This window comes from Mojavia sp. (assembly GCF_059505145.1).
In genome coordinates this window covers 1-24,911 of record NZ_JCACKA010000028.1, presented here as the reverse complement: position 1 = coordinate 24,911, position 24,911 = coordinate 1, and the positions used below count along the sequence as shown (strand labels likewise).

The 24,911-nt window shown below is 40.7% G+C and carries 21 protein-coding genes and 1 pseudogene; 5 read left to right on the top strand and 17 right to left on the bottom strand.

All coding sequences use genetic code 11. From position 1 onward, the window contains the following. Nucleotides 1–21 precede the first annotated feature (21 nt). The 7 genes from cas6 to cas3 are packed head-to-tail and all read right to left on the bottom strand — an operon-like array spanning nt 22 to nt 8,807. Entirely contained in the window at nt 22–840 is an 819-nt protein-coding gene (cas6, locus tag AC5JL8_RS03930) for a CRISPR-associated endoribonuclease Cas6 (RefSeq protein WP_495878474.1), read from the bottom strand. A 48-nt stretch (nt 841–888) separates the two neighbouring features. Continuing rightward, nucleotides 889–1,608 carry a type I-D CRISPR-associated protein Cas5/Csc1 gene (cas5d, locus tag AC5JL8_RS03925; RefSeq protein WP_495878473.1) on the bottom strand — a complete coding sequence of 240 codons (720 nt, stop codon included), beginning with the start codon at nt 1,606–1,608 and terminating at the stop codon, nt 889–891. Between the two features lie 5 nt (nt 1,609–1,613). After that, nucleotides 1,614–2,648, bottom strand: coding sequence for a type I-D CRISPR-associated protein Cas7/Csc2 (gene cas7d / locus AC5JL8_RS03920; RefSeq protein ID WP_495878472.1), 1,035 nt, complete (start codon nt 2,646–2,648; stop codon nt 1,614–1,616). A 43-nt stretch (nt 2,649–2,691) separates the two neighbouring features. Next, nucleotides 2,692–6,006 carry a type I-D CRISPR-associated protein Cas10d/Csc3 gene (gene cas10d / locus AC5JL8_RS03915; protein WP_495878471.1) on the bottom strand — a complete coding sequence of 1,105 codons (3,315 nt, stop codon included), beginning with the start codon at nt 6,004–6,006 and terminating at the stop codon, nt 2,692–2,694. After that, nucleotides 6,006–6,389, bottom strand: coding sequence for a DUF5615 family PIN-like protein (locus AC5JL8_RS03910; RefSeq protein ID WP_495878470.1), 384 nt, complete (start codon nt 6,387–6,389; stop codon nt 6,006–6,008). Before AC5JL8_RS03910 ends, cas10d begins: the two co-directional genes overlap by 1 nt. Beyond that, nucleotides 6,386–6,646, bottom strand: a complete 261-nt coding sequence (locus tag AC5JL8_RS03905) for a DUF433 domain-containing protein (RefSeq protein WP_495878469.1) — start codon at nt 6,644–6,646, stop codon at nt 6,386–6,388. The genes AC5JL8_RS03910 and AC5JL8_RS03905 overlap by 4 nt, the downstream gene beginning before the upstream one ends. 28 nt (nt 6,647–6,674) lie before the next feature. Continuing rightward, entirely contained in the window at nt 6,675–8,807 is a 2,133-nt protein-coding gene (gene cas3 / locus AC5JL8_RS03900) for a type I-D CRISPR-associated helicase Cas3' (RefSeq protein WP_495878468.1), read from the bottom strand. A gap of 322 nt (nt 8,808–9,129) precedes the next feature. Between cas3 and AC5JL8_RS03895 the strand changes: the two genes are divergently transcribed. Beyond that, entirely contained in the window at nt 9,130–9,996 is an 867-nt protein-coding gene (locus AC5JL8_RS03895; RefSeq protein ID WP_495878467.1) for a WYL domain-containing protein, read from the top strand. A gap of 419 nt (nt 9,997–10,415) precedes the next feature. On the opposite strand, the pseudogene AC5JL8_RS03890 reads toward AC5JL8_RS03895, so the two are convergent. Continuing rightward, nucleotides 10,416–10,572, bottom strand: a pseudogene (locus tag AC5JL8_RS03890) (IS701 family transposase); the annotation flags it as partial. 209 nt (nt 10,573–10,781) lie between these two features. On the opposite strand from AC5JL8_RS03890, the gene AC5JL8_RS03885 reads away from it, so the two are divergent. Further along, on the top strand, nt 10,782–11,504 hold the full coding sequence (locus tag AC5JL8_RS03885; RefSeq protein ID WP_495878466.1) for a TerC family protein: 723 nt from the start codon (nt 10,782–10,784) through the stop codon (nt 11,502–11,504). 161 nt (nt 11,505–11,665) lie between these two features. Here AC5JL8_RS03885 and ndk read toward each other — a convergent pair whose 3' ends face one another. Further along, the gene (ndk, locus tag AC5JL8_RS03880; protein ID WP_495878465.1) at nt 11,666–12,115 is read right to left on the bottom strand and encodes a nucleoside-diphosphate kinase; all 450 of its coding nucleotides are present in this window, start codon (nt 12,113–12,115) and stop codon (nt 11,666–11,668) included. A gap of 251 nt (nt 12,116–12,366) precedes the next feature. Between ndk and speA the strand changes: the two genes are divergently transcribed. Then, nucleotides 12,367–14,385: a biosynthetic arginine decarboxylase gene (gene speA / locus AC5JL8_RS03875; protein ID WP_495878464.1), complete on the top strand. Its 2,019-nt coding sequence runs from the start codon at nt 12,367–12,369 to the stop codon at nt 14,383–14,385. Between the two features lie 154 nt (nt 14,386–14,539). Here the strand turns inward: speA and AC5JL8_RS03870 are convergent, their stop codons facing one another. From AC5JL8_RS03870 to AC5JL8_RS03860, 3 genes are all read right to left on the bottom strand, one after another. Beyond that, the gene (locus tag AC5JL8_RS03870; RefSeq protein ID WP_495878463.1) at nt 14,540–15,709 is read right to left on the bottom strand and encodes a nucleotidyltransferase family protein; all 1,170 of its coding nucleotides are present in this window, start codon (nt 15,707–15,709) and stop codon (nt 14,540–14,542) included. Nucleotides 15,710–15,939: 230 nt separating this feature from the next. Then, nucleotides 15,940–16,773 (bottom strand): segregation/condensation protein A, encoded by an 834-nt coding sequence (locus AC5JL8_RS03865; protein WP_495878462.1) that lies wholly within the window; start codon nt 16,771–16,773, stop codon nt 15,940–15,942. 566 nt (nt 16,774–17,339) lie between these two features. Continuing rightward, nucleotides 17,340–18,440 (bottom strand): AI-2E family transporter, encoded by a 1,101-nt coding sequence (locus AC5JL8_RS03860; RefSeq protein ID WP_495878461.1) that lies wholly within the window; start codon nt 18,438–18,440, stop codon nt 17,340–17,342. A gap of 127 nt (nt 18,441–18,567) precedes the next feature. Here AC5JL8_RS03860 and pdxH point away from each other — a divergent pair, with 127 nt between their 5' ends. Further along, nucleotides 18,568–19,212: a pyridoxamine 5'-phosphate oxidase gene (gene pdxH / locus AC5JL8_RS03855; protein ID WP_495878460.1), complete on the top strand. Its 645-nt coding sequence runs from the start codon at nt 18,568–18,570 to the stop codon at nt 19,210–19,212. Between the two features lie 48 nt (nt 19,213–19,260). On the opposite strand, the gene AC5JL8_RS03850 is transcribed toward pdxH, so the two are convergent. Beyond that, nucleotides 19,261–20,067 (bottom strand): DUF3153 domain-containing protein, encoded by an 807-nt coding sequence (locus tag AC5JL8_RS03850; RefSeq protein WP_495878459.1) that lies wholly within the window; start codon nt 20,065–20,067, stop codon nt 19,261–19,263. Nucleotides 20,068–20,152: 85 nt separating this feature from the next. Beyond that, nucleotides 20,153–20,668, bottom strand: coding sequence for a tetratricopeptide repeat protein (locus AC5JL8_RS03845; protein ID WP_495878458.1), 516 nt, complete (start codon nt 20,666–20,668; stop codon nt 20,153–20,155). Nucleotides 20,669–20,855: 187 nt separating this feature from the next. Here AC5JL8_RS03845 and AC5JL8_RS03840 point away from each other — a divergent pair, with 187 nt between their 5' ends. Then, nucleotides 20,856–21,338, top strand: coding sequence for a hypothetical protein (locus AC5JL8_RS03840; protein WP_495878457.1), 483 nt, complete (start codon nt 20,856–20,858; stop codon nt 21,336–21,338). 34 nt (nt 21,339–21,372) lie between these two features. Here AC5JL8_RS03840 and argB read toward each other — a convergent pair whose 3' ends face one another. The 3 genes from argB to AC5JL8_RS03825 form a co-directional block, all read right to left on the bottom strand. Then, nucleotides 21,373–22,269, bottom strand: a complete 897-nt coding sequence (gene argB / locus AC5JL8_RS03835; protein WP_495878616.1) for an acetylglutamate kinase — start codon at nt 22,267–22,269, stop codon at nt 21,373–21,375. Between the two features lie 202 nt (nt 22,270–22,471). Continuing rightward, the gene (locus AC5JL8_RS03830) at nt 22,472–23,023 is read right to left on the bottom strand and encodes a shikimate kinase (RefSeq protein WP_495878456.1); all 552 of its coding nucleotides are present in this window, start codon (nt 23,021–23,023) and stop codon (nt 22,472–22,474) included. Nucleotides 23,024–23,085: 62 nt separating this feature from the next. Continuing rightward, a complete protein-coding gene (locus tag AC5JL8_RS03825; RefSeq protein ID WP_495878455.1) occupies nt 23,086–24,723 on the bottom strand; it encodes an NB-ARC domain-containing protein in 1,638 nt (545 codons plus the stop codon). Nucleotides 24,724–24,911 lie beyond the last annotated feature (188 nt).

The following is a 24,911-nucleotide window of genomic DNA, read 5'->3' as shown; positions in this document are numbered from 1 at the left end:
TTCATGGATGCAAACTATAATTTATACTCTACGTGCCATCCCCATACCCATTGTTGTTTTACGCCCCAACCCTGCAAATAATGCAAAATCAGCTAATGCGTTTATTTGCTTGATTGCTAATGGTTCAACATCCCCTAGCATTCGATAACTAATTCCACCAACACAGCCTATAAACTTACTATCGTAGTTACTGACAACTTCAGTATTGATATTAAAAGCACTTGGATAAAGTGATTCAATGGGAATATTGGAGATTTCGATTCCACTGTATTTGTTCCAACGGCTAAGAAGGCTCTTGAATACACATTCTTTGATAGGGAGAACTGTATCATATCCGCCTTGACGGAAGGATACAGGTGTTGCAAAGGTGAAGTTAAAGGTGCGATCGCGATCTGATGCTTGCTCGTACAATTGTGCGTAGGTGCAAGCATCAGCCCAAGGTTGCGTTGATTGGGGTGTACCTTGAATACTCGTAATGTGTAAATTTGCAGAACCCAAATGCCAAGGGTGTTCAGGGTTAAGATTCAACCACAGTGGAGTTAATTTACTAAATAAAGTGTCATCAAGTAAGGAAATACGCCACCAACAGGGAGTACCAGCCGCGATAGATTTTTGATGAGTCAATTGCAACGTGTGCTGATGTTGCTTGTGTTGTCGTTGTATTTGCAACGGCGAGAGAGTGAAGGCTTTGTCTACGTTGGAAGAGTGCAGATAGTCTGCCAAGCTGGAATCAACAGAACTGATGAGAGTGAGAAATAGTGCGTGATAGTGTCTACCGGTGAGGAATTCCGGGTAAATGGGAGATTGGGGAATGAGGTTAAGGACGAGGCTGTGAGGCATGAATAATTTAAAATGCTAGATGTAGTGGGCATTGCCCACCACTTGAAATTAAGCTTTAAATTGATACTGCATTTTTGCAGGTAAGCGCAATTTTTCGGTTTTGTTGGGATTATCAAATTCGTAATATTGTCCTTGGCGAATACTGACATTGTGAATCAGACTCACCGGGGGCATATTTACCACATCGTAGCTAACAACTTGATGGGTAAACATTACATCCAAAGGATTCAATGGGTAAGAAAAGGAGAAGTCACCTGTTTTTAATGCAATGTTGTTAACTTCTTGAGTAGTAAGTTCAGCTTTACTCATCCATTTACCCAAGCGAATCCATTTTGGTGGCTTAAGTTGCTTGCGAGAAATTATAAAAAACTCAAATTGGCTTTCCGGTGCAATTTCTTTTGCCCTACCAAAGCTAGGAATATTCTTTTGCGTTTTCTCCATTTCAACGTGGTAGTTGTTATTAGCATACTTCCAGGTGTTGAGTATGGCAGAATGATTGAGCGATCGCGCCGGAGTTACATAAATTCCCTGTTGATTGAGTGGTGTTAGATGCTCCTCATATTTTGGCACTTGTTCGGGGCAAAAATAGCGATAAGAATGTTCTTCAGCAACGGTAGTAGAGTAGATTTGGCTATCAACTAAACCAAGTGCATAACAGAGAGCATAATTGTGAATTAGGGCTTCTGTTTCATACAATCGCCCGATTTCACGAGTTGCGTAATAAAGACTGTCATGTAGTTCTAATTGACAACGGTAAATAAACACCATATCGCTTACTCCGTTGCAGCAACAGCTTTCTTATTATTCTTGGTATCTTTCTTAGGGTCTTTCTTACCTGATTTAAGAACCCATGTTTGAGCATAAATAGATGATTCAGCATTTGCTTGAGTCAACATTTTTTGCAATCGAGTTTCATCACTGGTGATAGACTTGACTTCACTCAAAAGTTGTGTGAAGGATGCACCAACGAAATCAGTATGAGAAATATACTCTTGAGACATTAGAGTAGTAATTGCTTGTGTAGCAGCCTCTAAAACCTCATCTTCATTGAGCGGATCAGGAGGATTAATTTGCTTTGGAGTTGCATTGCTCATTACGTCATATATCTTTTGAGTCCAGAGAAGATTACTAACAATCTCACCATCAGCAAAAATGACTCCAACTAACTCATTACGCACTCTACCAGTGCGGGTAGTCTGCGCTCCGTAATGGCGTGTTCTGAGAATATTATTGAAAACGTAGAGAAATCCAGCTTCAGTGGGATCTTTCAGCGTGACAATACTGGGGAAAAAGACTTGAGGTAAGATATGGTCTTGACTATTAATACGGCTGGTTACTTCCCCTTGACGGCTCATCGTCCCATTCTCAAAAGGTGCATTGAGGGTAAAGTTAAGGTGAGAATCATCAAAGGGTGTAATAGAGTACGCTGTGTCTACAACTACTTTCGACTTTTCAGAACCGGAATCACCAATAGCAAAACCGTAGAGAATACAATCAGGAGTAGTTTTGCTGAAATCTACATTGTAGTCGCATTTTTCAGCATCACCAATTTTGTAGTTACGTAGTAATTCTCTACCCGTTAAACGTTCTGGTGTAGACTGCTTGCGCTTAAACATTGCCAAGCGACTAATAGGTTCTTTATTTTCAATTCCAGCACGCACTCTGGCTTTATTAAGTTCACCATCCGTCTGGAATAAAGGGTAAGATTCTGTAACACGAATAGTAATAAAATGAACATATTTTCCCATTGGTTTAGCAGGGATTACATCGTGGAAAAATTTAGAATCGAGTGTTTTCAAGAATTTCATGATTTGATTGCTCCGATTTAGTTAGTTGAAAAAAAAGAATAAATTAGACTGATACTTCAAGTTCTAATTCAGGAATATCATCAGGTTCATCTTGTGGACGTGCTTTACGTTCTTCATCATCTGCTAGGCGATAAAGGTATTCACAAGTATCTCTAATTAAATTGAGTTGAGTACCTGCTAAACGTGCGCGATCGCTTTTAAAACTTCCCTCAAAGATTTCCTTTACAAAATACTTAGAAAACTCATAAACTGCTTGACGTTCTTCTTCTGAAGTTAAGGCAGGTTTCCACTTCCCATCAACTAGAGTTAATGTTGGTTTTCCTTCAGCAGCTTTCCGCCGCACATTGTTCATCAGCTTGGCTAGACGAGCCGCTACCACATCTATTAAAGAATCAGTGTCACTAGCCATAGATTTATCAATTTTCAAAATTACATCAGCAGCCTCATCAATTGGTTTGAGAATTGCATTAGCTTTGGCATATTGACTTTTAGAACGATAAAAACGACGGTAGAGTTCTGTTAACTTACGCAGTTGATTCACAGCTTTTCCTTCTGGTTCAAAATAGTGATAAAAATCCAAGTATAGGCGGACTTTCGCCATAGGTACATAATCAATTTTGTCTTGCTTTCGCAACCATTTGTTAAGGTAGTGGAAGACATAGAGAGGACTGGTTTCTAAATCTCGTGCTAAATCTGCTAGTTTTCCCCAATCTGGATCGCCATCCTTTTTACGGTTAACTTCCAAGTGAATAGAGTAAGCAGCAGTGAGAGCATTTAGGGGAGAAAATTCACGCGTTTCTGAACTACGAGGTAGAATGCTATCTAAACGATATTTATCTTTTTGAATCAAAGAACGAATCGCTTGATGTTCTCCATCAATTAAAACTGTTTGTTCAAAGTCAGCACCACTAATGAAAGGTGGTACAGGTGATTCTGATGCTACGACTTTCACATCGAGAACAAGCGGTAACGCTAATGCTAACCAAGCTGGTGTTACCCATGATTCTGTATCTGTAGCGTCTCTTCCAGGCGGTAAACCTAAAAAGAAAAATGTCAGAGTTTCATGTTCTGGAAAGCTAATTTTAAAAGTCCGGTCATCTTCTGGCTTTAGATTTTCTTTAATCAAGAGAGAATCAATTTTTTGATAATCATCAATTTGAAACTTTGCAACTTTATTTTCTGCGATAAAATGCTTACGCATTTCGGCATCAAACCGAGTTCGGGAAAATTGCTCATAAGCCTTTTGCAAAAATTTATTGGTTTCTGGGGTAAAAAAGTAAGTTGGGTAAAGGTAGAGATAGCGATATTTACGACCTTCAAAATCTGCTCCTACAGCATTTGTTTGGTTCATCAAAATTTGTCTCAACATAATTTCAATTGACCAAATTGAGCAAATTTGCCGTTTAGCAGCTTGAGCATTAAATAAAATCTGACGATTACTGTAGACTTGAGGAGCAAATAAAGTTGCTGATTCCATCTGTTCAGTCACAGTATATGAAGAACTAGAAATTGCACAAACATTTTCTCGTCCTCTACCCGTTATTTTGGCAGCATTATAGCGTTTAAGTTCAACTAAAAATGAGTCCGGTTTTGGTTCTATAACTGCGCCTGTTGGTAAAGAAATAACTTGGCTGACATAAGTTTTTAAGTCATCCCAGCCATCGGGTATATCCTGAAACTCTGCTAAAATTGGTCTAATAAAAGCAGCAACATGATTTACCATCCCTTTCATAACTTCCAGAATTTGAGCAAAGCTTAATCCTGAATGATTGCGAAAGTATTGCGCTGCTAGGTAATACCAATCAAGAGGTACACCACCTGTTTTTTTCAAAGATTGAATTTCTCTGACGGCTGGAATTTCTGCTGATAATTCCAAATATTCAGCTAGCTTTTGTGTCAAATCTAAATCAGGAATACTTTTTCTCTGATTTTTTAGCAGTTGTTTCTGCCAATCATTAACTTTTTCGCACCAACTACCCCAAATCCCCCGACATAGGATATCACCAAACTCCGCTAATCGATCAATGCGAATTTCATTAGAAATTTGTAAATTTAAGTGTGCTGATAGTTCGCCTTGTGCTTGATAATTCAGCAAGCTTTCGCCTCGCTTACCAGCAGAAGCAGGTTTTGTGTCTGGAAGTAGCCGAGAAGCAGCATTAATGCTAACTTCCATTAATTCAACTACATCAAAAAATAACCAGTAATAATCTGCAAATTTAAAACCCTTACCATCACGATTAAAACCTGTCTGTCTTTCCTTCAGTTTCTCGGCACATAAGTACTTTATTTTGGTAATAACTTGTTCAGGAATTCCATCAGTTGTAATCGGAGGAGCATCAACAGTAGCTAAATAGACAACGCCATCAGGTAGATAAAGTAATGGTGTATAAAACTCTTCAGGATGTGCTGCAATTAAAGCATTATTGAAAATATTTGTGAGAATTCCACGATTTTCTGCAAGGGAATGATAGGTAAGTTGTAATTGATGATTGCTTAATCTTGCAAGCAATGTAGGTAAACGACTATTTTCTACATCTCTCGGATGTTTAATGACTGAAGCAAATAAATCAGATAGTGAAACTAAGTCAATCAAAACCTGTCTAATTCTGCTATCTAGTCTTTCATCATCTAAAGGTTTTAAGCCACGAGTAATCAAACCTAAATCCGAATCATTTTTAACTCCTGCATTGCTGCTAATTTCAATAATGTCATCGATAAGTTCTTCCCATTGTTCGCCTAGTAAGTGGTATAAGCCAAAATCTAAAATCTTTTTGGTAATGTATTCACGTCCCAAATTCGGAGCATCTTCTTTTTTTGGTGGTTCTTCTTCCCAATTGCGAATGATAAAATTCTGTTCTAACCAATCTCGATAGTCAGGGAATTTTTCATAGTCATGCAACAAATAGGAAACAATAAATACAGACGATTGCAAATCTTCACAATTACGCTTAACTGGATTTGTGCCTATTCCTTCTGCTTGTAACTTCCTCAAAATTCGATAGCTGGGAAATAGACCATTAAGTAAGTGAGCAAGTATAGATTGGTCGCCAGCGTTGTCTCTACGAAGTGGTTTTTTACCTGCTGCTGCGCGTTTTGTATTTATAATTTCTACAGTTACTTCAAAGAATTTACCACCCTTAGCAGTTGCACCTGCTAGCTGTCGAATTAAATTAGGTAAGACATAATCTGCAAATTTTTCTATGATGCGCTCGCCTTCATTTCCTTTTGCCTTTTTTACAGCTTCTTTAAATAACCGAATAGTGAGAAGTTCGCGTTTAACAGGCGATTCATCATCTTCATCTTTTACTGAATCAAAATCTGGTACTTCATCGGGAAGATTATCATCAAATTCATCCATTAATTTTTATCCTTTAGCTCAATTGGTTGATATTCTTGAATATTACCGTTGCTAATTATCCACAACTTTCCCGCCACATCTGCGGCTTCTAAACCAGCAATTAATGTCTCAATAGCTTCACGCCAATCAGCAAATTTAGAACGACCAGGTAAACGTAGTATGATTATTCCTGAATAGTCTGAAGGATTATATTTCAGACGATTACCAAATCCTCTATCTGAAGTAACTAATATCCTGCCTTCTTGGTGACAAATAACAATTAATTCTTCATCTGGAGTAGAAGTAAGACCTTGTTCTCTAACTGTTGCAACATCATGCCCTGCTAAACGCAACCATGTAGCCACCCGCAGGCTACCAAGATTTTCATCTAGTTTGATATTCACTTTTTTGTTTCCTTGTGAGTTCCTAAAGGGATTTCAACAAAACAATCCCTTGTCATCTCAGCACCATAAGCGATACAAGCAAGAATGTCTTCTTTTTCTAAGCTAGGATATTCTTCTAAAATGGTCTCTATTGTTTCTTCTGCTGCTAAAAGGTCGAGAATTAGAGAAACCCAAATACGGTGTCCGCGAATGCAAGGTTTACCGAAACAAATATTCGGGTCGATGGAAATTCGAGAAAGCAAATCATTGTTAGTCATGTAGCTTCACCTCTAATAGCCTTTAGTTCTAACATATCCATCCTTCATCATCCTTTGGCTTCCAATGCCAAGTTAAGGTTTCCAACAACAGCGCATCTTGTCCAAAAGTAATGGTGTACTGAGGGCTTCTATCCTCTGGCTCATTCGTGAGGGGGTAAGCTTGAAAGTGCATAGGTAATCCGAGAGTGGCGCGTAAAAAGTTGCGATCGCGGTCTGAAATGAAGCACACTAGTTTACGTCTACTCACAGCATCACTAATTTGGTTGATACCGTAACCGTGTCGTTGCGAAATCTCTAAACCTTGTAGTTCGTGTTGTTTATCTGGTAGAACTTGCACCTTACCAGATTTAGCTAATTCTCTCAAATTCCCTGGATAATAGAAGTGCCAATCTTCCCGCACATCCCGATAGCCTTTAAACTTTAAATAACACAAAGCTTTATCAAAGCGAGTAGTAATTACTCCAGCTTTCTCGGCTTTTTCCATAAAGCTATTTTTATCCCATAACTCGAAAATAAAGTTATTGAGAATGCCAGGAAGATTATACATTTTAAATCTTTCTGCTTCTGGCTCATCTGGATTAGTTAAGTCATAAATTGCACAATCTAACTGGCTACTTCCCCGAAAACTCCTAGCCTCATCAATAATTTTTGTCTTTCCTTCACTTTGACAGCGATAAAACTGTGCATTCATCTGTTTAATGCTAATTCCCAAAGCATTTTGAACACTAATGCCAAATTTCTTAGCTACCTCTGGATATTTCTCTTTGATATGATAGTTTCCTTGCAGCTTTGAATAGATATAAGCTGACTGTATACCACCCCATTGCTGAGGATATCGCTCAAACTGATTTTTAAATGTCCAAAATTTATCAATGGCATTTTTAAAACTAATGCGGTCAGAAGTTTCACCATCTTCTAAAGCATGGGATTTATCTGTAAATAGCCTTGCAACAAGAAAGTTAGGTATTAAAGCATAAGCTTGATAAGCTTCAAAACCTTCATGTCTACCAAGCCTACCAAATCGTTGAATAAAGTTTCCCGCATCAGCAGCTTCAAAAACTAAGAAATTAATCCGAAAGTCCACGCCGACATCAATTGTAGAAGTACCCAAAAGTAAATCTGCTTCGGTAACTGATTGAGATTTTTCGGTTTCTCCTGTTAAACCAGTATTTTCTCTAACCTTCCATCGCGGTTCAAAAATAGGTTTTAACTTATCTATTAGCTTTTTAACTGCTGCGATGGAATTTAAAATAATTGCACCTTTGCTGTTAGGATAGTCTTGAAAAAATTTTAAAATCACCGTTTCAGCATTTTCTTCTATCCATTTATAGCTAGAACTAAGATTAGGCTCTATTCCTTGAGCAAAGCATAAGTTAATAGGTTGACTAATCTGCCGCCACCCATTGCTTGAATCATCTGATGAGAATTTGTAAGCTCCAACAGCATCTGGAGCAATTTCTTTATATCTAAGTTGAGCCTTTTCTAGAAAAGTCTTTAACAATTCGTTAGGTGTAGCAGAAAGGAAGAGAAATTTTTTATGAGTATCGCCAGTGTGTTTTATTAAAAGTATTGTATTAATAACACTAGCTACTTGCGGAGATGAAAAAATATGAAACTCATCATAGATAAATAATTTATAATTTTCATCTATACGTCTGAATAACCTGTCAGGATTATCTATTTTTCCTCTCAAGTAGTAAAAATTATGGATGTAATGGAAAATATCAGGGTTCGTCAGCAGGATTTCATAGTTAGTAGAAAAATCTTCTATCCCATCTCGTTTGGAAAACAGCTTACCAGTAGCTATATATTTTTCCAAAATAGCCGCATTTAAGCGATTAATTTGAGGTTCGTACTTGGGTTTAAATTCATCTTTGTATCCTTGAACCTGTTTTTCTTGATCTCGTGCGAGTTCATTTGTCGGATACATTGCTAAAGTGTACGTGCGATTTGTCATTGCTGACAAATAAGCTGCCAAGCTTTTACCATCGCCTGTCATCGCTCTATTGAAGACAACATCAATATTTGGGTCTTGTAATGCTTGATAAGTTTCTGCTTGATGCCAAGAAAGCGACCAATCTTTAGGTAATTTCACCCCGTCAGGTGTAGGGACGGTTTGAGAATAAACAGGTTTGAGATTTATGCTGTAATTTTCAGACATATCCTTGATAATTCCTTGTGAATGCTTGGTTTATCGGAAATTTTATGCAAAAAGAATGACAGACTTAGTAAATCTAATCAATTTCTGCCACCAATGGCGGCAGTTTTTATATATGTGCTAAGAAATACCACTTATAAATTTCTGCAACCATTGGTTGCAGTTTTTTAGATGGGTATAAAACATCTCCAGCCTATTTCTCGCACCAATGGTGCGAGTTTTTCACTGTACTTAAAAACTGTCCGTAACTCGTTGTTATTCCCTATAATGCCATGCAAAATAGAAGTTGCCAAGATTTATCCGTATAAAAGTGTCCGTATAAAATATGAGTCGAAAAGGTCAATCTATTACGCTGTCGATATCAGAACGCGACAAAGCCGAGCTAGAAGCGATCGCTCGTGAATTCGGTATGATGTGGGGAGAGGAGCCTAACATCTCTAAGTTAATTAAAGCGATCGCTCAACGTAAGTTACTCATCGGTAAAAACAACAACTGGTCAGAAACCCGCATCAGGGCGTTACATAGATGTATCAATGCGTTGACAGATATCGGGCAGATTGAACAAGCGCAAATTATTGCAAACTTACTTCTCGAACGCAGCGAACTATCATTACCGTTGCGGGGCGAAATCGAACGTTTCTTAGAGAATTTACCCCCGCCTTGGCGCTTAGAAATAGACCGCTATATCTTGCGCGAACAGCCCTTTCAGCTTTCCTATCAAGATGCAGCAGAGCGTGTGTTTAATTTTACCGTTCGCTATGCCAAAATTACGCCCCACGAAAAGCGGCAATATCTTGATTGCTGGTGCGAAGAGACAGAGGGAAACTCTGATGTGGAAGAATTACGTCATAATTGGAGTTTGCGTTTAGACCGTATTCAAGAGGCTGCTGTTTTACCTGTTGCTGGCGAGTGGCGTACTGGCTTGGCACAGATAGATGTAGAAATGCATCTACTGGGTAATTTAGGCTTTGCTTATCAAGCCAAAGCGGAAGATCAAATAAATGAATGGCTACCAGACACACAACGTGTGAAGCGAGTTGTCAGGCGTGTCTTTAGTACCTTTTGGTTTATTCGGGAAGTGATGCAATATGCACCAGATTGTGTGATTGTATCGCCAGAAGATGTGCAAGCACTCATTCAAAATAAAATTAAAACTCTTTATCAGAACTATGGTTTAGATGTATCTTCATAAGAGTTGTATGGACTTAAAACGCCTTACTCGAATCAGTTCATCTTCTCACCGAATTTTAGATTTTAGATTTGAAATTTTGGATTGAAGGATCAAAATTTCAAATCTGAGCGGGTCTGTTACCATAGCGTTCCCGTTCCCTTGAAAATGGTTCCCGCTCTTTAGGGTAGAAAGCGAATTTAAACGTGATAATAAATCTAAAATCCACGCATCCAAAATTGTTTGACCTTATCTGTTCCTTATAGGATGTTTGAAAACTTTTTGATGTTGTATTTGAGACTTATAGATCCCCCTAAATCCCCCTTGGAAAGGGGGACTTTGATATATTTCCCCCCTTTCCAAGGGGGGCTAGGGGGGATCAAACGAAATATTTAATACTTCTCAGACATCCTCTTATAGGGAGTCAATGAAATTTCAACAGACTCGTTTAATTGCGATCGCAGCTTGCAAGATGCTTGGGTTAAAAAGTGGTGTAATCGGTGGTAAGTTACCCCTACAGCATTCTTTGCCAGCCGGAATAAGTTTTTTCTCTCACTTTCACCCAATAATCCCCCTAACATAGTGTCTAAACTCTCTTTTTGAGACAATATTCAAACTTTTGGTGGGTTGCGTTATACTCTACACACCCTACTTGCCCTGCAATTCTATAGATGCAAGCTAGATGCAAGCATTTTCAGAATGCACTACAGCCACGTTAAGCTGGATAAAAGTAGCAATTTGTTGCGCTTTTTATGATGAAATTTGCTGTTACTGCTAATTTTTAAGTTTCCCTGCTTGAGATACCTGGAATGCTAGACAAAATTTTTGATTATCTTAACTTTCACTTCAGCGTAGAAGCTCCTATAGTCCTGCTTATCCTGGTGTTTTTAGAGGCGGTGCTGTCTGCTGACAATGCGATCGCCCTCGCTGCGATCGCCCAAGGATTAGAAGATAAAGAACTTGAGCGGCGGGCCCTCAACTTTGGTTTAATCGTTGCTTATGTGCTGCGAATTACCCTAATTCTCACTGCCACTTGGGTGCAAAACTTCTGGCAATTTGAACTATTGGGTGCTGCCTACTTGCTGTGGCTGGTATTTCAACACTTTACCTCCCAAGAAGCTGATGATGATCACCACCACGGCCCCAGGTTTAGCTCTTTGTTGCAAGCGATACCTGTGATTGCATTTACAGATTTAGCATTTTCTTTGGATAGTGTGACAACTGCGATCGCTGTTTCTCAAGAAAAGTGGTTAGTTCTAACGGGTGCAACAATTGGGATCATCACTCTACGATTCATGGCAGGATTGTTTATCCGGTGGTTAGACGAATTTGAGAACTTAGAGGACGCAGGCTATATTACTGTGGCATTGGTAGGTTTACGTCTGTTGTTGAGGGTTGTAAACGATAGTTTTGTTCCACCAGAATGGTTAATGATTACTGCGATCGCTCTGATCCTGGCCTGGGGATTTTCTAAGCGCACTCTCATTGAAGTGCCCCAGGAGATAACTGAAAAGAGCGAAGTAACGAAATAAGAAAACGGGAATGGGGCATTGGGCATTGGGCATGGGGCATGGGGCATCGGGGAAGTTTTCTCCCCTGCTCCCTGCTTCCTGCTCCCCTGCTCCCTGCTCCCTGCTCCCTGCTCCCTGCTCCCTGCTCCCTTGCTTTTTCCCAATCCCCAGTTCCTAACTCATTACTCGTGCAACCAAGGAGTTAATTCTGGTTGCCAAGTTACCAATTCTTCATCCTTAAACCACAGAGCTACTTCTTGTTGCGCTGTTTCAGGAGCATCAGAACCGTGGATGATGTTACGACCAATGTTAATACCCAAATCGCCTCTAATTGTACCTGGTTCAGCGTTTAAGGGGTTAGTCGCACCAATTAGCTTTCTTGCAGAGGCAATAACGCCATCACCTTCCCATACCATCGCTACCACAGGGCCAGAGGTAATAAATTCTACCAATCCTGCAAAAAATGGTCTTTCCCGGTGGACATCATAGTGCTGTTCAGCTAATTCCCGGCTGGGTTTTAAAAGCTTCAAACCAACTAGGGTAAAACCTTTTTTTTCAAAGCGACCGATAATTTCACTCACCAGTCCGCGTTGTACGCCATCAGGCTTAATTGCTAAGAATGTGCGTTCCAAAGCTATGCTCCCAAAACTTAATAAATTTTTTACGATTAATTGTCCAGTGTTTAGTGTCAGTTATTAGTTGTTCTTTGTCCAGTAGTGGCAAGATTTGGCATACTTAACCAAAGCTTAATCACTCATAATTAATGACACATTACCCTTGACCAATCAGAGTTTATCTCAGAAATTATCTTTGGGTGCATATGCGTTCAAAGATGAATGCGCTAAATTGAAAATTCGTGGGTGAAAACAGAGGTCAGGAAGAAATGGGTGTTGAATCAACTACTACATCTGAAGAGGTAGTCAAGCTGCCGTCCAATGGGCATAAATCAGAAGTGAAAAACTATAAACAAAAAAAGCTTTTACCACCTAGTACTACCACAGAAGATTCGCCTCGCTCCTGGAAAATTGAGGACAGCGAAGCCCTTTATCGCATCGAAGGTTGGGGACAGCCTTATTTTTCCATTAGTGCTGCGGGTCACGTCACCGTTTCCCCCAAGGGCGATCGCGGCGGTTCTCTTGACTTGTTTGAATTAGTCAATGCCCTGAAGCAGCGGAATTTGGGGCTACCCATGTTAATTCGCTTTTCCGATATCTTGGAAGACCGAATTGAGCGGTTAAACGCTTGTTTTGCCAAAGCGATCGCCCGCTACAACTACCCTGGTGTCTATCGCGGTGTGTTTCCTGTCAAGTGCAATCAGCAGCGACACTTGATTGAAGATTTAGTCAAGTTTGGCAAACCCCACCAATTTGGTTTAGAAGCTGGTTCCAAGCCAGAATTAATGATTGCTTTAGCTTTACTCGATACACCGGGAGCATTATTAATTTGCAACGGCTATAAAGACCGAGAATACATCGAAACGGCAATGTTAGCCCAAAGGCTAGGGCAAACACCAATTATTGTCATTGAACAGATCGAAGAGGTCGATCTGGTAATTGCTGCTAACCGCCAGTTGGGTATTAAACCCATCTTAGGTGTTCGGGCTAAACTCAGTACCCAAGGTATGGGACGTTGGGGAACTTCTAGCGGCGATCGCGCTAAATTTGGTCTGACAATGCCAGAAGTTATCGAAGCTGTTGACCAATTACGCGAAGCTGACTTGCTGGATTCCTTGCAGTTAATGCATTTCCACATCGGTTCGCAAATCTCTGCTATCAATGTAATTAAAGATGCCATCCAAGAAGCCAGCCGGATCTACGTAGAGTTAGCGATGCTGGGGGCCGATATGAAATATCTAGATGTCGGCGGTGGCTTGGGTGTAGATTACGATGGCTCACAAACCAATTTCTACGCCTCGAAAAATTACAATATGCAAAACTATGCCAACGACATCGTGGCAGAGTTAAAAGATACCTGTGCAGAGCGGCAAATTCCCGTACCTACACTGATTAGTGAAAGTGGAAGGGCGATCGCATCCCATCAATCGGTGCTGATTTTTGATGTTCTCAGTACTAGCGATGTCCCCCTCGATCCGCCAGAACCGCCGCAAGAAGGCGAATCTCCAATAATTAATTATTTGTGGGAAACATACCAATCAATTAACAAAGAAAATTATCAAGAGTTCTACCACGACGCGGCTCAATTTAAAGAAGAAGCCATTAGCCGCTTCAACTTGGGCATTTTACGTCTAAGAGAACGCGCCAAAGCCGAAAGACTTTACTGGGCTTGCTGTCAGAAAATTCTTAACATGACTAGGCAGCAGGAATACGTACCTGATGAGTTGGAAGACCTAGAGCAAATCATGGCTTCTATCTACTACGTCAATATGTCAGTGTTTCAATCAGCACCAGACTGTTGGGCGATCGACCAGTTATTTCCAATCATGCCAATACACCGCTTAGATGAAGAACCAACACGGCGGGGAATATTGGCAGACCTCACCTGCGATAGTGATGGCAAAATCGACCGCTTTATTGACCTACGTGATGTCAAATCTGTTTTAGAACTGCACACTTTTAAGCCAGGAGAACCCTACTACTTGGGGATGTTTCTCAGTGGAGCTTACCAAGAGATCATGGGTAATTTACACAACCTGTTTGGCGACACTAACGCAGTTCATATCCAATTGACCCCCAAAGGCTACCAAATTGAACACGTCGTTAAAGGCGATACCATGAGCGAAGTGGTAGGCTACGTGCAATATGACTCTGAAGATATGGTGGAAAACATCCGCCAGCGTTGCGAAAAAGCTTTGGAAGAAAAGCGCATCACTCTAGCAGAATCTCAGCGATTACTACAAACCTACGAACAGAGCCTTAGAAGATATACATATTTGAATAGTTAAGGGCTAGGGACAGGGGGCTGGGGACTGGGGACAAGGGGACAAGGGGACAAGGGGACAAGGGGACAAGGGGAAAGAACCATGATTAACTCTTGCTCCTTGTCCCTCCATTCCCCATGCTCCTTGTCCTCTTCATCCAATGCCCCATCCCCAATCCCTAACTTACATTTGTTTCTAACAATTCTGCGATCGCTTGTCGTTCAGCAGGAGTATGGGATGGTGGTGACTGACGGGCATCAGTAATCAACCAGTCTAAAGCCGCAGCTTGGACGTCGATAGTTGCCCCGGTTTTATCCACGCAGTAACGCCCAAACACCAGCTTATCAACCAGCCTGGCTCCTGGGCCCAAACGCGACCATTCAAAAATTACACTGTTTTCTACAGTCGCGCCACTGCATATCCAACAATTAGGGCCAATCATCGCTGGGCCAACGATTTTAGCACCATCTTCAATTCTGGTCATACCACCGATGTAAACTGGGCCTGTAATATCCACTTTGTCCCAATTCACAGCCACATTTAAGCCGGTGTAGATGCCAGGGGCGACTTCATGACCAGGAATTTGCACATTTTTAATTTCACCTAGCAGCACACCGCGAATCGCCCGCCAATAGTCTGGAACCTTACCAATATCTACCCATTCAAAATCCATAGGGTTGGCGTAGAAAGGCGCACCAATTTCCACTAGTTTTGGGAATAGCTGGCTACCGATATCGTACTCTATCCCAGAAGGAATATATTTAAATACCTCTGGCTCAAATATGTAAATACCCGTGTTGATGTTAGTGCTTAAAGCTTCTTCTGTTGAAGGTTTTTCTTGGAAAGCCTTAACGCGACCATCTTCATCAGTCACGACTACACCGTAGCTAGAAACCTCTTCCTTCGGAACCGATTTTGTAATGATCGTAGCGATCGACCCCTTAGCTCTATGCCACTTTACTGCCTGCGTTAAATCCAGATCAATTAAAGCATCACCGCACAACACTACAAACGTATCGTCAAAAAATGGTGAAAAGTCTTGGATGCGACGCATCCCGCCAGCAGAACCGACTGCTTCCCCCACCAGCTTACCGTCGTCGTCAATTTTCCCTTCAAAAGAATAGCCAATCTGTACACCAAACCGCTGACCGTCGCGGAAATAGTTTTCGATTTCCGCAGCCAAATGACTAACGTTGACCATAATCTGGTCAAAACCATGTTGACGTAAAAGTTCCAGTAAAAATTCCATCACTGGCTTTTGCAGTATTGGAATCATCGGTTTGGGAATTGTATAGGTAATCGGACGCACGCGAGTACCCTTACCCGCCGCAAGAATCATCGCTTTCATATAGATTTATTCCTCAACCACAAGCCAGTTTACTTTCAACGAGTTATGCTTCATTGGTTTCTTGCTGTTTTTATTCATCCCTGATAGCACAAATTAGGGAAATTTGTTGCTTGTTACAACTAGCGGTATAGCATGATAATAAGTTATTGGTTATCTTTTCAATTTACTTAAATTTGGGGATTGCTGAAGAAAAAGTCTGGAAATTATCTGTACCACTGGGTTAAAGTGACTTAGTTCATTGGCTGCTCCAAGGGTTTGCATGTGTTAGCTGAATCTATGGGTAACCGAATTTTAATCTCCTGGTAAAACTCTTCTTGAAATAGCTCTACCTTGGATTGAGCCGATAACAGTAGTAGCGCCCAAAAAACACTAACTAAGTGGCTATGTTCTGATGTATGGGCAGATCCATTTTGGTATGGTTGCTTGCTCTGCGACCATAATTCTACAAGCTGTTCCAAATTTAACCAATTTTGCTCTAAATGTAGCTTTGTTGCTGAAAGATGCAAGACTTGTTCTAATTCTCCAGCCACTTCTGTCAGATTTTCCTGGTGAGCCAGTTCTAGCGCTGCCCGCATACTTTGGACACTAGACTGACGCCGAGGACGGATAGGTTTGCTGCTTTTTTGTACAAGTTTCAGTTGGTTCGCCATAATCTGCAATTGTTCGATTAACTCTTGCAGAGTCACACGGCGTTTTGGTGGTGGCATTGCGGCGGGGCGACGACGTATGTGTTGCTCTAATGGCAGTCGATGAGCTGAATGTAACAATACGCCATCTTCAGATTCTAGCAATGCGTCATCTAGGATAACTTGTTGCTCATCGGCTACTGATTGTAATTGCATTAAGGTGTTTGCCTTGAATAACACCAACATCGATGCCGATAAGAAAGCCTGTCCAGATTGAGACAAGTCGGCTTCATAGCCTCTTTGTGTTGCCTCTGGTGCCATTAGTTCTAAGTAACGGTCAATCACCTCAATTACCTGCACATCCCAAGGATCAATTTCTCCCCGTTCAGCCTGGTGAATCAGGAGTGTAATTGTTTCTAATAGCTCGGAAGCATCCATCAATTAGTTCTAATTAAATCAAAAGTGCGTAGATTCAACAGTAAATTTATTGGATATAGACGCAAAACTGCTTGTCGTTCAACAAAAATTATGCTTGTTTTATGAAGAAATCATCTGCTGACAGTAACGCGGGTTGTAATAAAATATAAAAATTAACCCAAGGTTTACTTTTAGCATCAATTTCATCAATTGACATAAGGAATTTTACTTAATCAATTCCAGCAATTTAAATTCAGTAATATTGGAAAATGTGATTTCGGTTATTGCAAGTTGTATTTTTAAGTATTTTGACTAATACAAGTTTTGTATTAACACAGTAGGATTGTATGATTACTGTACTAAACAGGGATGTATAGTATGATATTTTTATACTTTAAAAATCAGTAACAAGCGGTAATTTAAAATACTTAATACAGACTTTTCGGAAATTGAGATAAACAAGGGCGATCGCTTTCTAGAATAGGTTGCCATCTCAAAGGCTGTATATAGTAGGCTGAATGGGATTACAAGTCCTGTTCGCGCACTCTGACTCTAGGGCTGGCTCAAGCAAAAAAGAGCGCTGCCTTTTAGCGTTTATTCTCTTCATCAGAGGCAGATTCATAAGAAACAGTAAAAGGTGATACAAAATCGCCGGAGCGGCCGCTCTTGATCGCATCAAAAGTACCTTTGATAGTACCGGCAATTGGAACAGCAACGAGTGTGCCCAACAAACCAGCAATCTCGAATCCCATCAAAATAGCCACAAAAATCCAGATGGGATTCAGCCCGATAAAGTTACCAAGTAACTTAGGAGCTAGCAGGTTATCTTTAATCTGCTGCATAACAATCGCTGCCAAAGCTACTTGAATTGCCAACCACCAATTTTGCAGTAGTACCAATATCGTTACTAGACCGATGGCTAGAGTTGCCCCAACAAAGGGAATTAGTTCACCTATGCCAATCACGATCGCAAACAATAAGGCAAACGGCACTTTGAGTAGTAAGAAAATTGGAGTTAGGGTTACTACCATAAATAGCCCCAACAATAACTGGCTGAGAAAAAAGTTCTGAAAGTTGAGACGCAAGGAGGCCGTTAAGGGGAATCTGATATTAGAGGGTAACAGACTAACTAAACCAAACCACACGCGATCGCCATATAAAAGCATATAAAATGCCAGCACGACTACTAACACCAGATTTAGTAATCCTGACAACAGCGTTCCAGCAACTCCCACAGCGCCAGAAGCTAGCTGCTGCACCAAGTTTTGGATGTTGGCATTGATTTGATTGCTCACCACCCGCAAATCTAGGGGTAGACGCCGCTGCTTTGCTAAAGCCTCAAACTGTTCCAAGTTTCTTTGACTGGTAGTTAACCAATCTGGAATTTTATTTAACAGTTGAATAGTTTGGTCAATTAGCATTGGTACTAATGTGACGCCCAGAATTACCACCAGTGTTAAAGTTACAAGCAAAACAATGATTACCGCCTGAGCATGAGTGATCCGAGCACGCTCAAATAATTTAACTGGATAATTTAATAAAAAAGCCAGAATTGTGGCGATGCTCAAGATAGTGATTGGATGCTGGAAATACTGAAATAGTACGGAAAGCAGCCAGACATTGAGAGCGATAATCGGGCCACTCAGACCATAAATTAACAGACGTTGTAGGGGGGCTGAACGGCGCATCTGATGCAATCTGTTTTAGAGATTCCTGAAAAGAATTTGTTCAACGGATATTGGCGCTGATCATCATAATAGATATTTTTAACAAAGACATACATACGCATATCTAATAACAAGGAAATAAATTACGATGGATAAAACCATTGCCGACCTTCGTAAAGACTATACTTTACAAGATTTGAGTGAAACTGAGGCTGACCCTAATCCTTTTATACAATTTAAAAAATGGTTCGATCAGGCACTGGTAGCCCAACTTCCTGAACCCAATGCCATGACAATAGCTACTGCTATGCCAGAAGGGAAACCTTCGGCAAGAATGGTGCTACTAAAAGATTTTGATGAAAGAGGCTTTGTCTTCTTCACTAACTACAATAGTCGCAAAGGACAAGAACTCGCAGAAAATCCCCAGGCGTCCTTAGTTTTTTGGTGGGCAGAACTAGAACGCCAAGTCCGTATTTCTGGGCGAGTTGAGAAAGTTACTGATGAAGAGTCAGACAAGTATTTTTATAGTCGTCCTGAGAACAGTCGTCTCGGTGCATGGGCATCTAATCAAAGTGAGGTGATAGCCAACCGAGAAGTCCTAGAGCAGCGCTTGCAGGAGTTGCACGGCAAATTTGAAAATCAAGAAATTCCCCGGCCATCTCATTGGGGTGGCTTGCGAGTTATCCCCACAGAAATCGAGTTTTGGCAGGGACGCCCTAACCGCCTACACGATCGCTTGCTTTATACTCGCATGGACGATGGTAGTTGGCAGATTGAGCGTTTATCGCCATAAATTGCGCCAGAGTGCAATCCTCAAAATTACTCTAGCAAGCTGAATAGTCTACTGTTCTTGGGTAGCAACTGCTTTGGGAGCAAACTGAATCCTGGGATCGGGCATAAAAGTGTATCTGAGATACAGCCCTCCCCAGACAAACAAAGTAATCAGTAACGCACCAATGCCTAAAGGACTGGGAAGCCAGAATACAACTTCTATATGATTGAGTTCACCAGGTCTAAGCTTCCACACTAGTTGATTTTTGTTCTTTTCTGGCTGGATTGCATTTTCGGTGATGGGAATGTTTTTCGCTCCCCAAGGTGCTCTCAAGCTAAAATCTAAATCGAGAATTGAACCTGCATTTGCTAGGACATTACCGTTGCTGGAAATCAAAGAAAGCGATCGCAAATCCAAATCATAAATTAAGCGATTACGTACTAGCAGTAAAAAATTATTTTGCTCTATGAGCAAGTTGGATTCAATCTTTGGCAATTCTGAGTCTGATTCACTTGGCGCAGACTCTGTTTTTTGATTAGTGCGAGAATTAAAAAACTCGTTAAATTTCTTTTGTAGTTCCTGCCCATTATTGAAAGGAATTGACACAATAATTTCTTCTGGAGAAAGCCGCCGCGTTTTACCTTCAAGTTTACGGGCACGACGCTCTATGCTGTTTAACCATTCATACACATAGTCGCCACTAAAACTAGTTAGCCGTTCTCCTAATTTAATATGCTGCACTAGTTCGCCGTGATTTGAGTTATCAAAATTCACTCCAACATCGTACTTTACACAACCAGACAGTAGCACAGATGCTAACAGTACCAAGCACAAAATAGGTTTTGGAATTTTTGCTTTCCAAATTTGCAGGTTCATTACTATAAATCTCCAAAAACGTCAAATATTTTAACCAATCTTGACTTATAACTCTTGGTACTGTTTGGTGTCAGAAAAGGTTTGTTTAAAAACTCAACCAAACCAAGTACGAAAGCGTTAAACCTACGACAATTAGCGCTAACCAGATAAAGCGATTATCTCTGGTATTGACCTGGCTGAGGTCAACAAATTCTGGTTCAGCTGGCTTTGGCGAAGATTTGCGAGGATTAGCGGTTATACGAATTTTAGAATCATTATCAGGTATTGCGCCCAAATCAGGAATTTCGGTCATCCACTCGCTAGGTCTATTGAGCTTTGGTGCTTGTAGGATGTAAAGTAACTGCCGGGCTTGTTTGCTGGTTTCTACATCGGGATGGCGTTGGAGTTGTTTACACAAAGCGATCGCATCCTCTGTCCGCCCAGCCGCTTCATAAGCTGTTACTAGCCAAAGTTCTATTTCACCCCCAAGCCGAGAATTACGAGCTAACAGGGCGCTGGCTTTTTCTAAATTTTCCACAGCTTCTCGATATTGCCCATTTTCAAAGGCAACTTTCCCAGCTTGGTAGCGAGATCTGGCAATTTCTAAACTTTCTGAACTCACGTTTTGCACACAAATCAGAACTGCTTTAATTTATTTTGCCAATATCAGCAATCTTTGCGGAATCTTTTTGAAACCTGTCAAAATTAAATTAGATAGACTTTTAAAATTTTTATCAAGTAGCTAGTGCTATTTCTTACGTATTTTTCGCTAACAATTCCAGGTTATCAAATTTGTGGGTAAGCAAAATATGCATAATATCAAGCATTTGCGATTGAACTGGCTGGGCGCAGGTATGACTCTGGCACTGATGAGTGCTGCAATTGCCCCAGCTTCTGCCCAATTCATAATTATTAATGGCGGGAGCCAACAGCCTCCCGTTGGATCGGTTATTTACGGTAGTCCGATTCCCGCTCCCATACCTGTAAATCCGGTAACAGGGCACAAAATACCGACTCACACAAATTATCCCTATCCGGTTCATTCTTATCCGACTCATACAAATTACCCTTATCCCGTTCACCCTTATCCCGTTCACCCCTATCCTGTTCACACAGATCACTACTATCCCAGAGGCAGGCGGGTAATAAATCGCACATTTATCCATCCTAATCAGATTCACCCCACCGTGCGAGGCTCGACGATAATAGTAAATCCAGCGATCGTGGATCATTCAAGGCGTGGTGGAAAATTCAGAGGGAGAACGCCGGGAATTTTAATTTATCCACGGTAATTTTAGGTGGGCAAACAGCCCACCCTGTCGGATTTTATTGCATAAACTGGGAACCGAGAATCATGGTTCCAATACCAACGTCAGTAAAGATTTCTAATAACAAAGCGTGGGGAATGCGACCATCAATAATATGTGCAGCTTTAACTCCTTGAGCAAGCGATCGCACACAACAATTTACTTTTGGAATCATCCCCCCGCTGACAATACCACTTGCAATCAAATCGCGGGCTTCGGGTATATCTACTTTAGGAATCAAAGTTGACGGATCTTTGTAATCTTTTAAAATACCCCTGGTGTCAGTCAGTAAAATTAACTTTTCTGCTCCTAGTGCGGCGGCGATTTCTCCAGCTACCGTATCCGCGTTAATGTTATAGGCTTGTCCTGTCTCGTCTGCGGCTACGCTTGATACTACTGGAATATAGCCATTGCTAGCTAGGGTATCCAAAATTTTTATATTCACATTACTGACTTCGCCCACAAAGCCGATACCTTCTTGACCTTGGGGACGAGCTGTGAGTAGATTACCATCTTTGCCACACAGCCCCACTGCCAAGCCTCCAGCTTGGTTAATTAGCTCGACAATTTCTTTATTGACTCGACCGACTAAAACCATTTCCACCACATCCATTGTGGGGGCATCAGTGACTCGCAGACCATTTTTAAATTGCGGTTCGATTCCCAATTTATCCAACCAACTATTAATTTCTGGCCCACCACCGTGAACTAAAATTGGTCGCAAACCGACGCAGGATAAAAATACAATATCGCGGATGACTTTATCTTTGAGGGTGCTATCTTTCATCGCCGCGCCACCATATTTAACAACAACAGTGCGACCAGTGAATTGTTGAATATAAGGTAGAGCTTCGCTTAGCACTTGTACACGAGTGGCTTCAGCTTGCCTGATGTACTCAGTATCGTTGACCATTATGAGGAGCTGTTGAGACTTAAAACCTATCCAGTCAGTGTAGAAGACTTTGGAACTGGTAACAATCTCTCACGCGGAATTTGGGTATTACATTTGCAATTAGTATATTTCTCTACAGCATGAAGCTTTTAGAGTGCCACATCTCGCTAGATTTTGCTTGTCATACCAGTTCAAAAAATGTTTGCGATAGATTTAGCGCTCACCACTAATTGTGATGTTTAACTGGGGTTTTGAGAACACTAGGTATTACCTCCATAACTCTAGTGGCAATTTGTTCAGGTGTTTCACTTTCACGAACAGTAATTTGCAAATCGGCTTGGGAGTAAAGTGGTTGGCGTTGTTCGAGAAGCGATCGCAGTTTGCCTTTAGGGTCAACATCTTGCAGGAGTGGTCTTGTGGTATCCTCTGCCAAGCGGTTGTAGAGTAACTCCACTGGCACATCTAACCAAACAATTAAACCGTGGTGCAGATAACTCCAATTTTCTCGCTTTAGTACAATGCCTCCTCCAGTTGCTATAGTCAACTTGGTATAAGCACAAACTTGTGCCAGCACATCACTTTCTAACTGACGAAACGCTGCTTCTCCAGACTCGGCAAATAGCTGATTAATTGATTTTCCTGCTGCTTGGACAATTACATTGTCGGTATCTACAAACCCATAACCCAGATGTTTCGCCAGTAAACGTCCTACTGTCGTCTTACCGCTACCCATCATCCCAATTAAGTACAGGTTAACCCCTTGCAATAAGCTACTCATTAGTCGCTACGCTCCAGTTATGAGTTATGAAGTGTCCTAATCCCTAATTTCTCACTTTAATGTTACATCTGTGTATTCAGTTGATTTTCTCTCATATAATTTTTTAGCTGTACTGCAAAATTAGTATGGTTGATGAATAAGTAACTATCTGTCTGTTGACTTAATTTAAAATTTTTTTCGATTAATTGTTCAATTAGATATTCTTTCAACACTGGAATTAGGGAAAAACCGATTGCTTGCTTTTCAATACTCGTCGTAGGTGTAGCCTTCTCGATTAAAGATCGCCTGTGTAATAACTCTATAGCCTCCAATATTAATCTTGGCGACATTTGTGGCGATACACCTGGTATTGTGATATCCGTTTGCAACTTTCTTAGCGAAACTAAATCTGGATTGAGAGCTAGCCAGTACATCACGTATTTTTCTATATCAGACAAACGATGAAAGTGCTGGTCTAACATTGCTCGAATATCGCCAAAAACCCAAGTTCCTTGGGCGATAAGCTCAGAAATATTACCACCAAATAATTCTTGAATAGTGGTTGCAACTAATTTGATAAATAGTGGGTTACTTGCATATCGTTTGAATAATATTTCGCATTCCTTTTGTGGTGTTTGATTATCCAAGCCCTTAGCTCTGAGAATTGCAATGCTTGCTTCCTGATCTAAGCCAGTTAATTTTAAAGAGCGAATAGGTAATGTTTCTCCTTCAAGAGCAGCAATCTCTGGGGGTTTTTCCCTAGCGGTTAATACTACACAGCTTTGATGTTGCCAATCTCCTAACCGCCGAATCAACTCTCCATAACCTTCATAACCTGGACGATATCGAATTTGGGAAATAAGGCCAGCATAGCCATTTTTTATACCTTGGCTATTATTTGGCATTGGCGCATATTCCTGTGTTTCATATCTATCGCCATTGGCAAAAATCGAGTCAACGTGATCCAATACAATCAGACACTGACGAGTACGCAAACACTCAATTAATTGTACAATTCGGCTTTCTACTGTTTGAAGGCTAGTTGTGTTGAGCGTTGGGGATAAGAGTTGAATTAGCTGGTGTAAAAGTACCTCTAAAGGCGGTGCAAAACGTAGCGATCGCCAGATCACATATTCAAACTCATCTTTAATTGTTTCTGCTAGCTTGGCTGAAAAAGCAGTTTTACCAATTCCACCCATACCCAAAATTACTACTAACCGACAACGCTCTTGCACAATCCATTGTCGAACTTGAGCAAGTTCTTGTGTTCGTCCGTGGAAAATACTGACATTAATTGCTTCCGCTCCATTTTCTAATGAATCATTTTCTCTTTCAGTATTTATTTTAAGAGGATTAACTACTGGTTGGATTTTAAACCAACCTTTTTTATACCCAGCTTTTTCTAGCAAATGAGTAACGCGACTCCAATTTTTTACTTTGACTGAGTATCCTACCTGATTACTCAGCATTTCTTCTATGTATTTATAAAGCCCATTAGATAGGTAAACTCTAACAGTACTGCTACTACCACTTTGGTAAACTATCTTAGCAATTTCCGCAGGGCTACAGCCACAAAGTAAACCTCTGAGGAATTTCTTTTCTATAGGTGTTAAGGCTTTTCCTTTGGCTGAGGCCAAATCTACGTATAACTTTTCTAACTCCCAATTATTTTTAGCTTTTATAAATTCGTCTTCTATTTGATGAGAATCATCTGTTGTCATTAGCGGTATTTATGTATCTAAAGCAACTAAGACAATAGATTAACGATTCTTCTATGAAATCAGAATAAATTAACAGTGAATTTTTAACGAATTTAATAACTTTCGTTAGGTGACTCCGCAGTTGTAGCTTGAGTAAGCTAATCGGCACTTAAGTTGCATAATAATAAGACGAAGCCGTTTCAAAGCAG

Bases quoted from the DNA above. Each gene is read 5' to 3' on its own strand.
- cas6 (WP_495878474.1), bottom strand. From the start codon at position 840: ATGCCTCACAGCCTCGTCCTTAACCTCATTCCCCAATCTCCCATTTAC.
- cas5d (WP_495878473.1), bottom strand. From the start codon at position 1,608: ATGGTGTTTATTTACCGTTGTCAATTAGAACTACATGACAGTCTTTAT.
- cas7d (WP_495878472.1), bottom strand. From the start codon at position 2,648: ATGAAATTCTTGAAAACACTCGATTCTAAATTTTTCCACGATGTAATC.
- cas10d (WP_495878471.1), bottom strand. From the start codon at position 6,006: ATGGATGAATTTGATGATAATCTTCCCGATGAAGTACCAGATTTTGAT.
- AC5JL8_RS03905 (WP_495878469.1), bottom strand. From the start codon at position 6,646: ATGACTAACAATGATTTGCTTTCTCGAATTTCCATCGACCCGAATATT.
- cas3 (WP_495878468.1), bottom strand. From the start codon at position 8,807: ATGTCTGAAAATTACAGCATAAATCTCAAACCTGTTTATTCTCAAACC.
- AC5JL8_RS03895 (WP_495878467.1), top strand. From the start codon at position 9,130: ATGAGTCGAAAAGGTCAATCTATTACGCTGTCGATATCAGAACGCGAC.
- AC5JL8_RS03885 (WP_495878466.1), top strand. From the start codon at position 10,782: ATGCTAGACAAAATTTTTGATTATCTTAACTTTCACTTCAGCGTAGAA.
- speA (WP_495878464.1), top strand. From the start codon at position 12,367: ATGGGTGTTGAATCAACTACTACATCTGAAGAGGTAGTCAAGCTGCCG.
- AC5JL8_RS03870 (WP_495878463.1), bottom strand. From the start codon at position 15,709: ATGAAAGCGATGATTCTTGCGGCGGGTAAGGGTACTCGCGTGCGTCCG.
- AC5JL8_RS03865 (WP_495878462.1), bottom strand. From the start codon at position 16,773: ATGGATGCTTCCGAGCTATTAGAAACAATTACACTCCTGATTCACCAG.
- AC5JL8_RS03860 (WP_495878461.1), bottom strand. From the start codon at position 18,440: ATGCGCCGTTCAGCCCCCCTACAACGTCTGTTAATTTATGGTCTGAGT.
- pdxH (WP_495878460.1), top strand. From the start codon at position 18,568: ATGGATAAAACCATTGCCGACCTTCGTAAAGACTATACTTTACAAGAT.
- AC5JL8_RS03850 (WP_495878459.1), bottom strand. From the start codon at position 20,067: ATGAACCTGCAAATTTGGAAAGCAAAAATTCCAAAACCTATTTTGTGC.
- AC5JL8_RS03840 (WP_495878457.1), top strand. From the start codon at position 20,856: ATGCATAATATCAAGCATTTGCGATTGAACTGGCTGGGCGCAGGTATG.
- AC5JL8_RS03830 (WP_495878456.1), bottom strand. From the start codon at position 23,023: ATGAGTAGCTTATTGCAAGGGGTTAACCTGTACTTAATTGGGATGATG.
- AC5JL8_RS03825 (WP_495878455.1), bottom strand. From the start codon at position 24,723: ATGACAACAGATGATTCTCATCAAATAGAAGACGAATTTATAAAAGCT.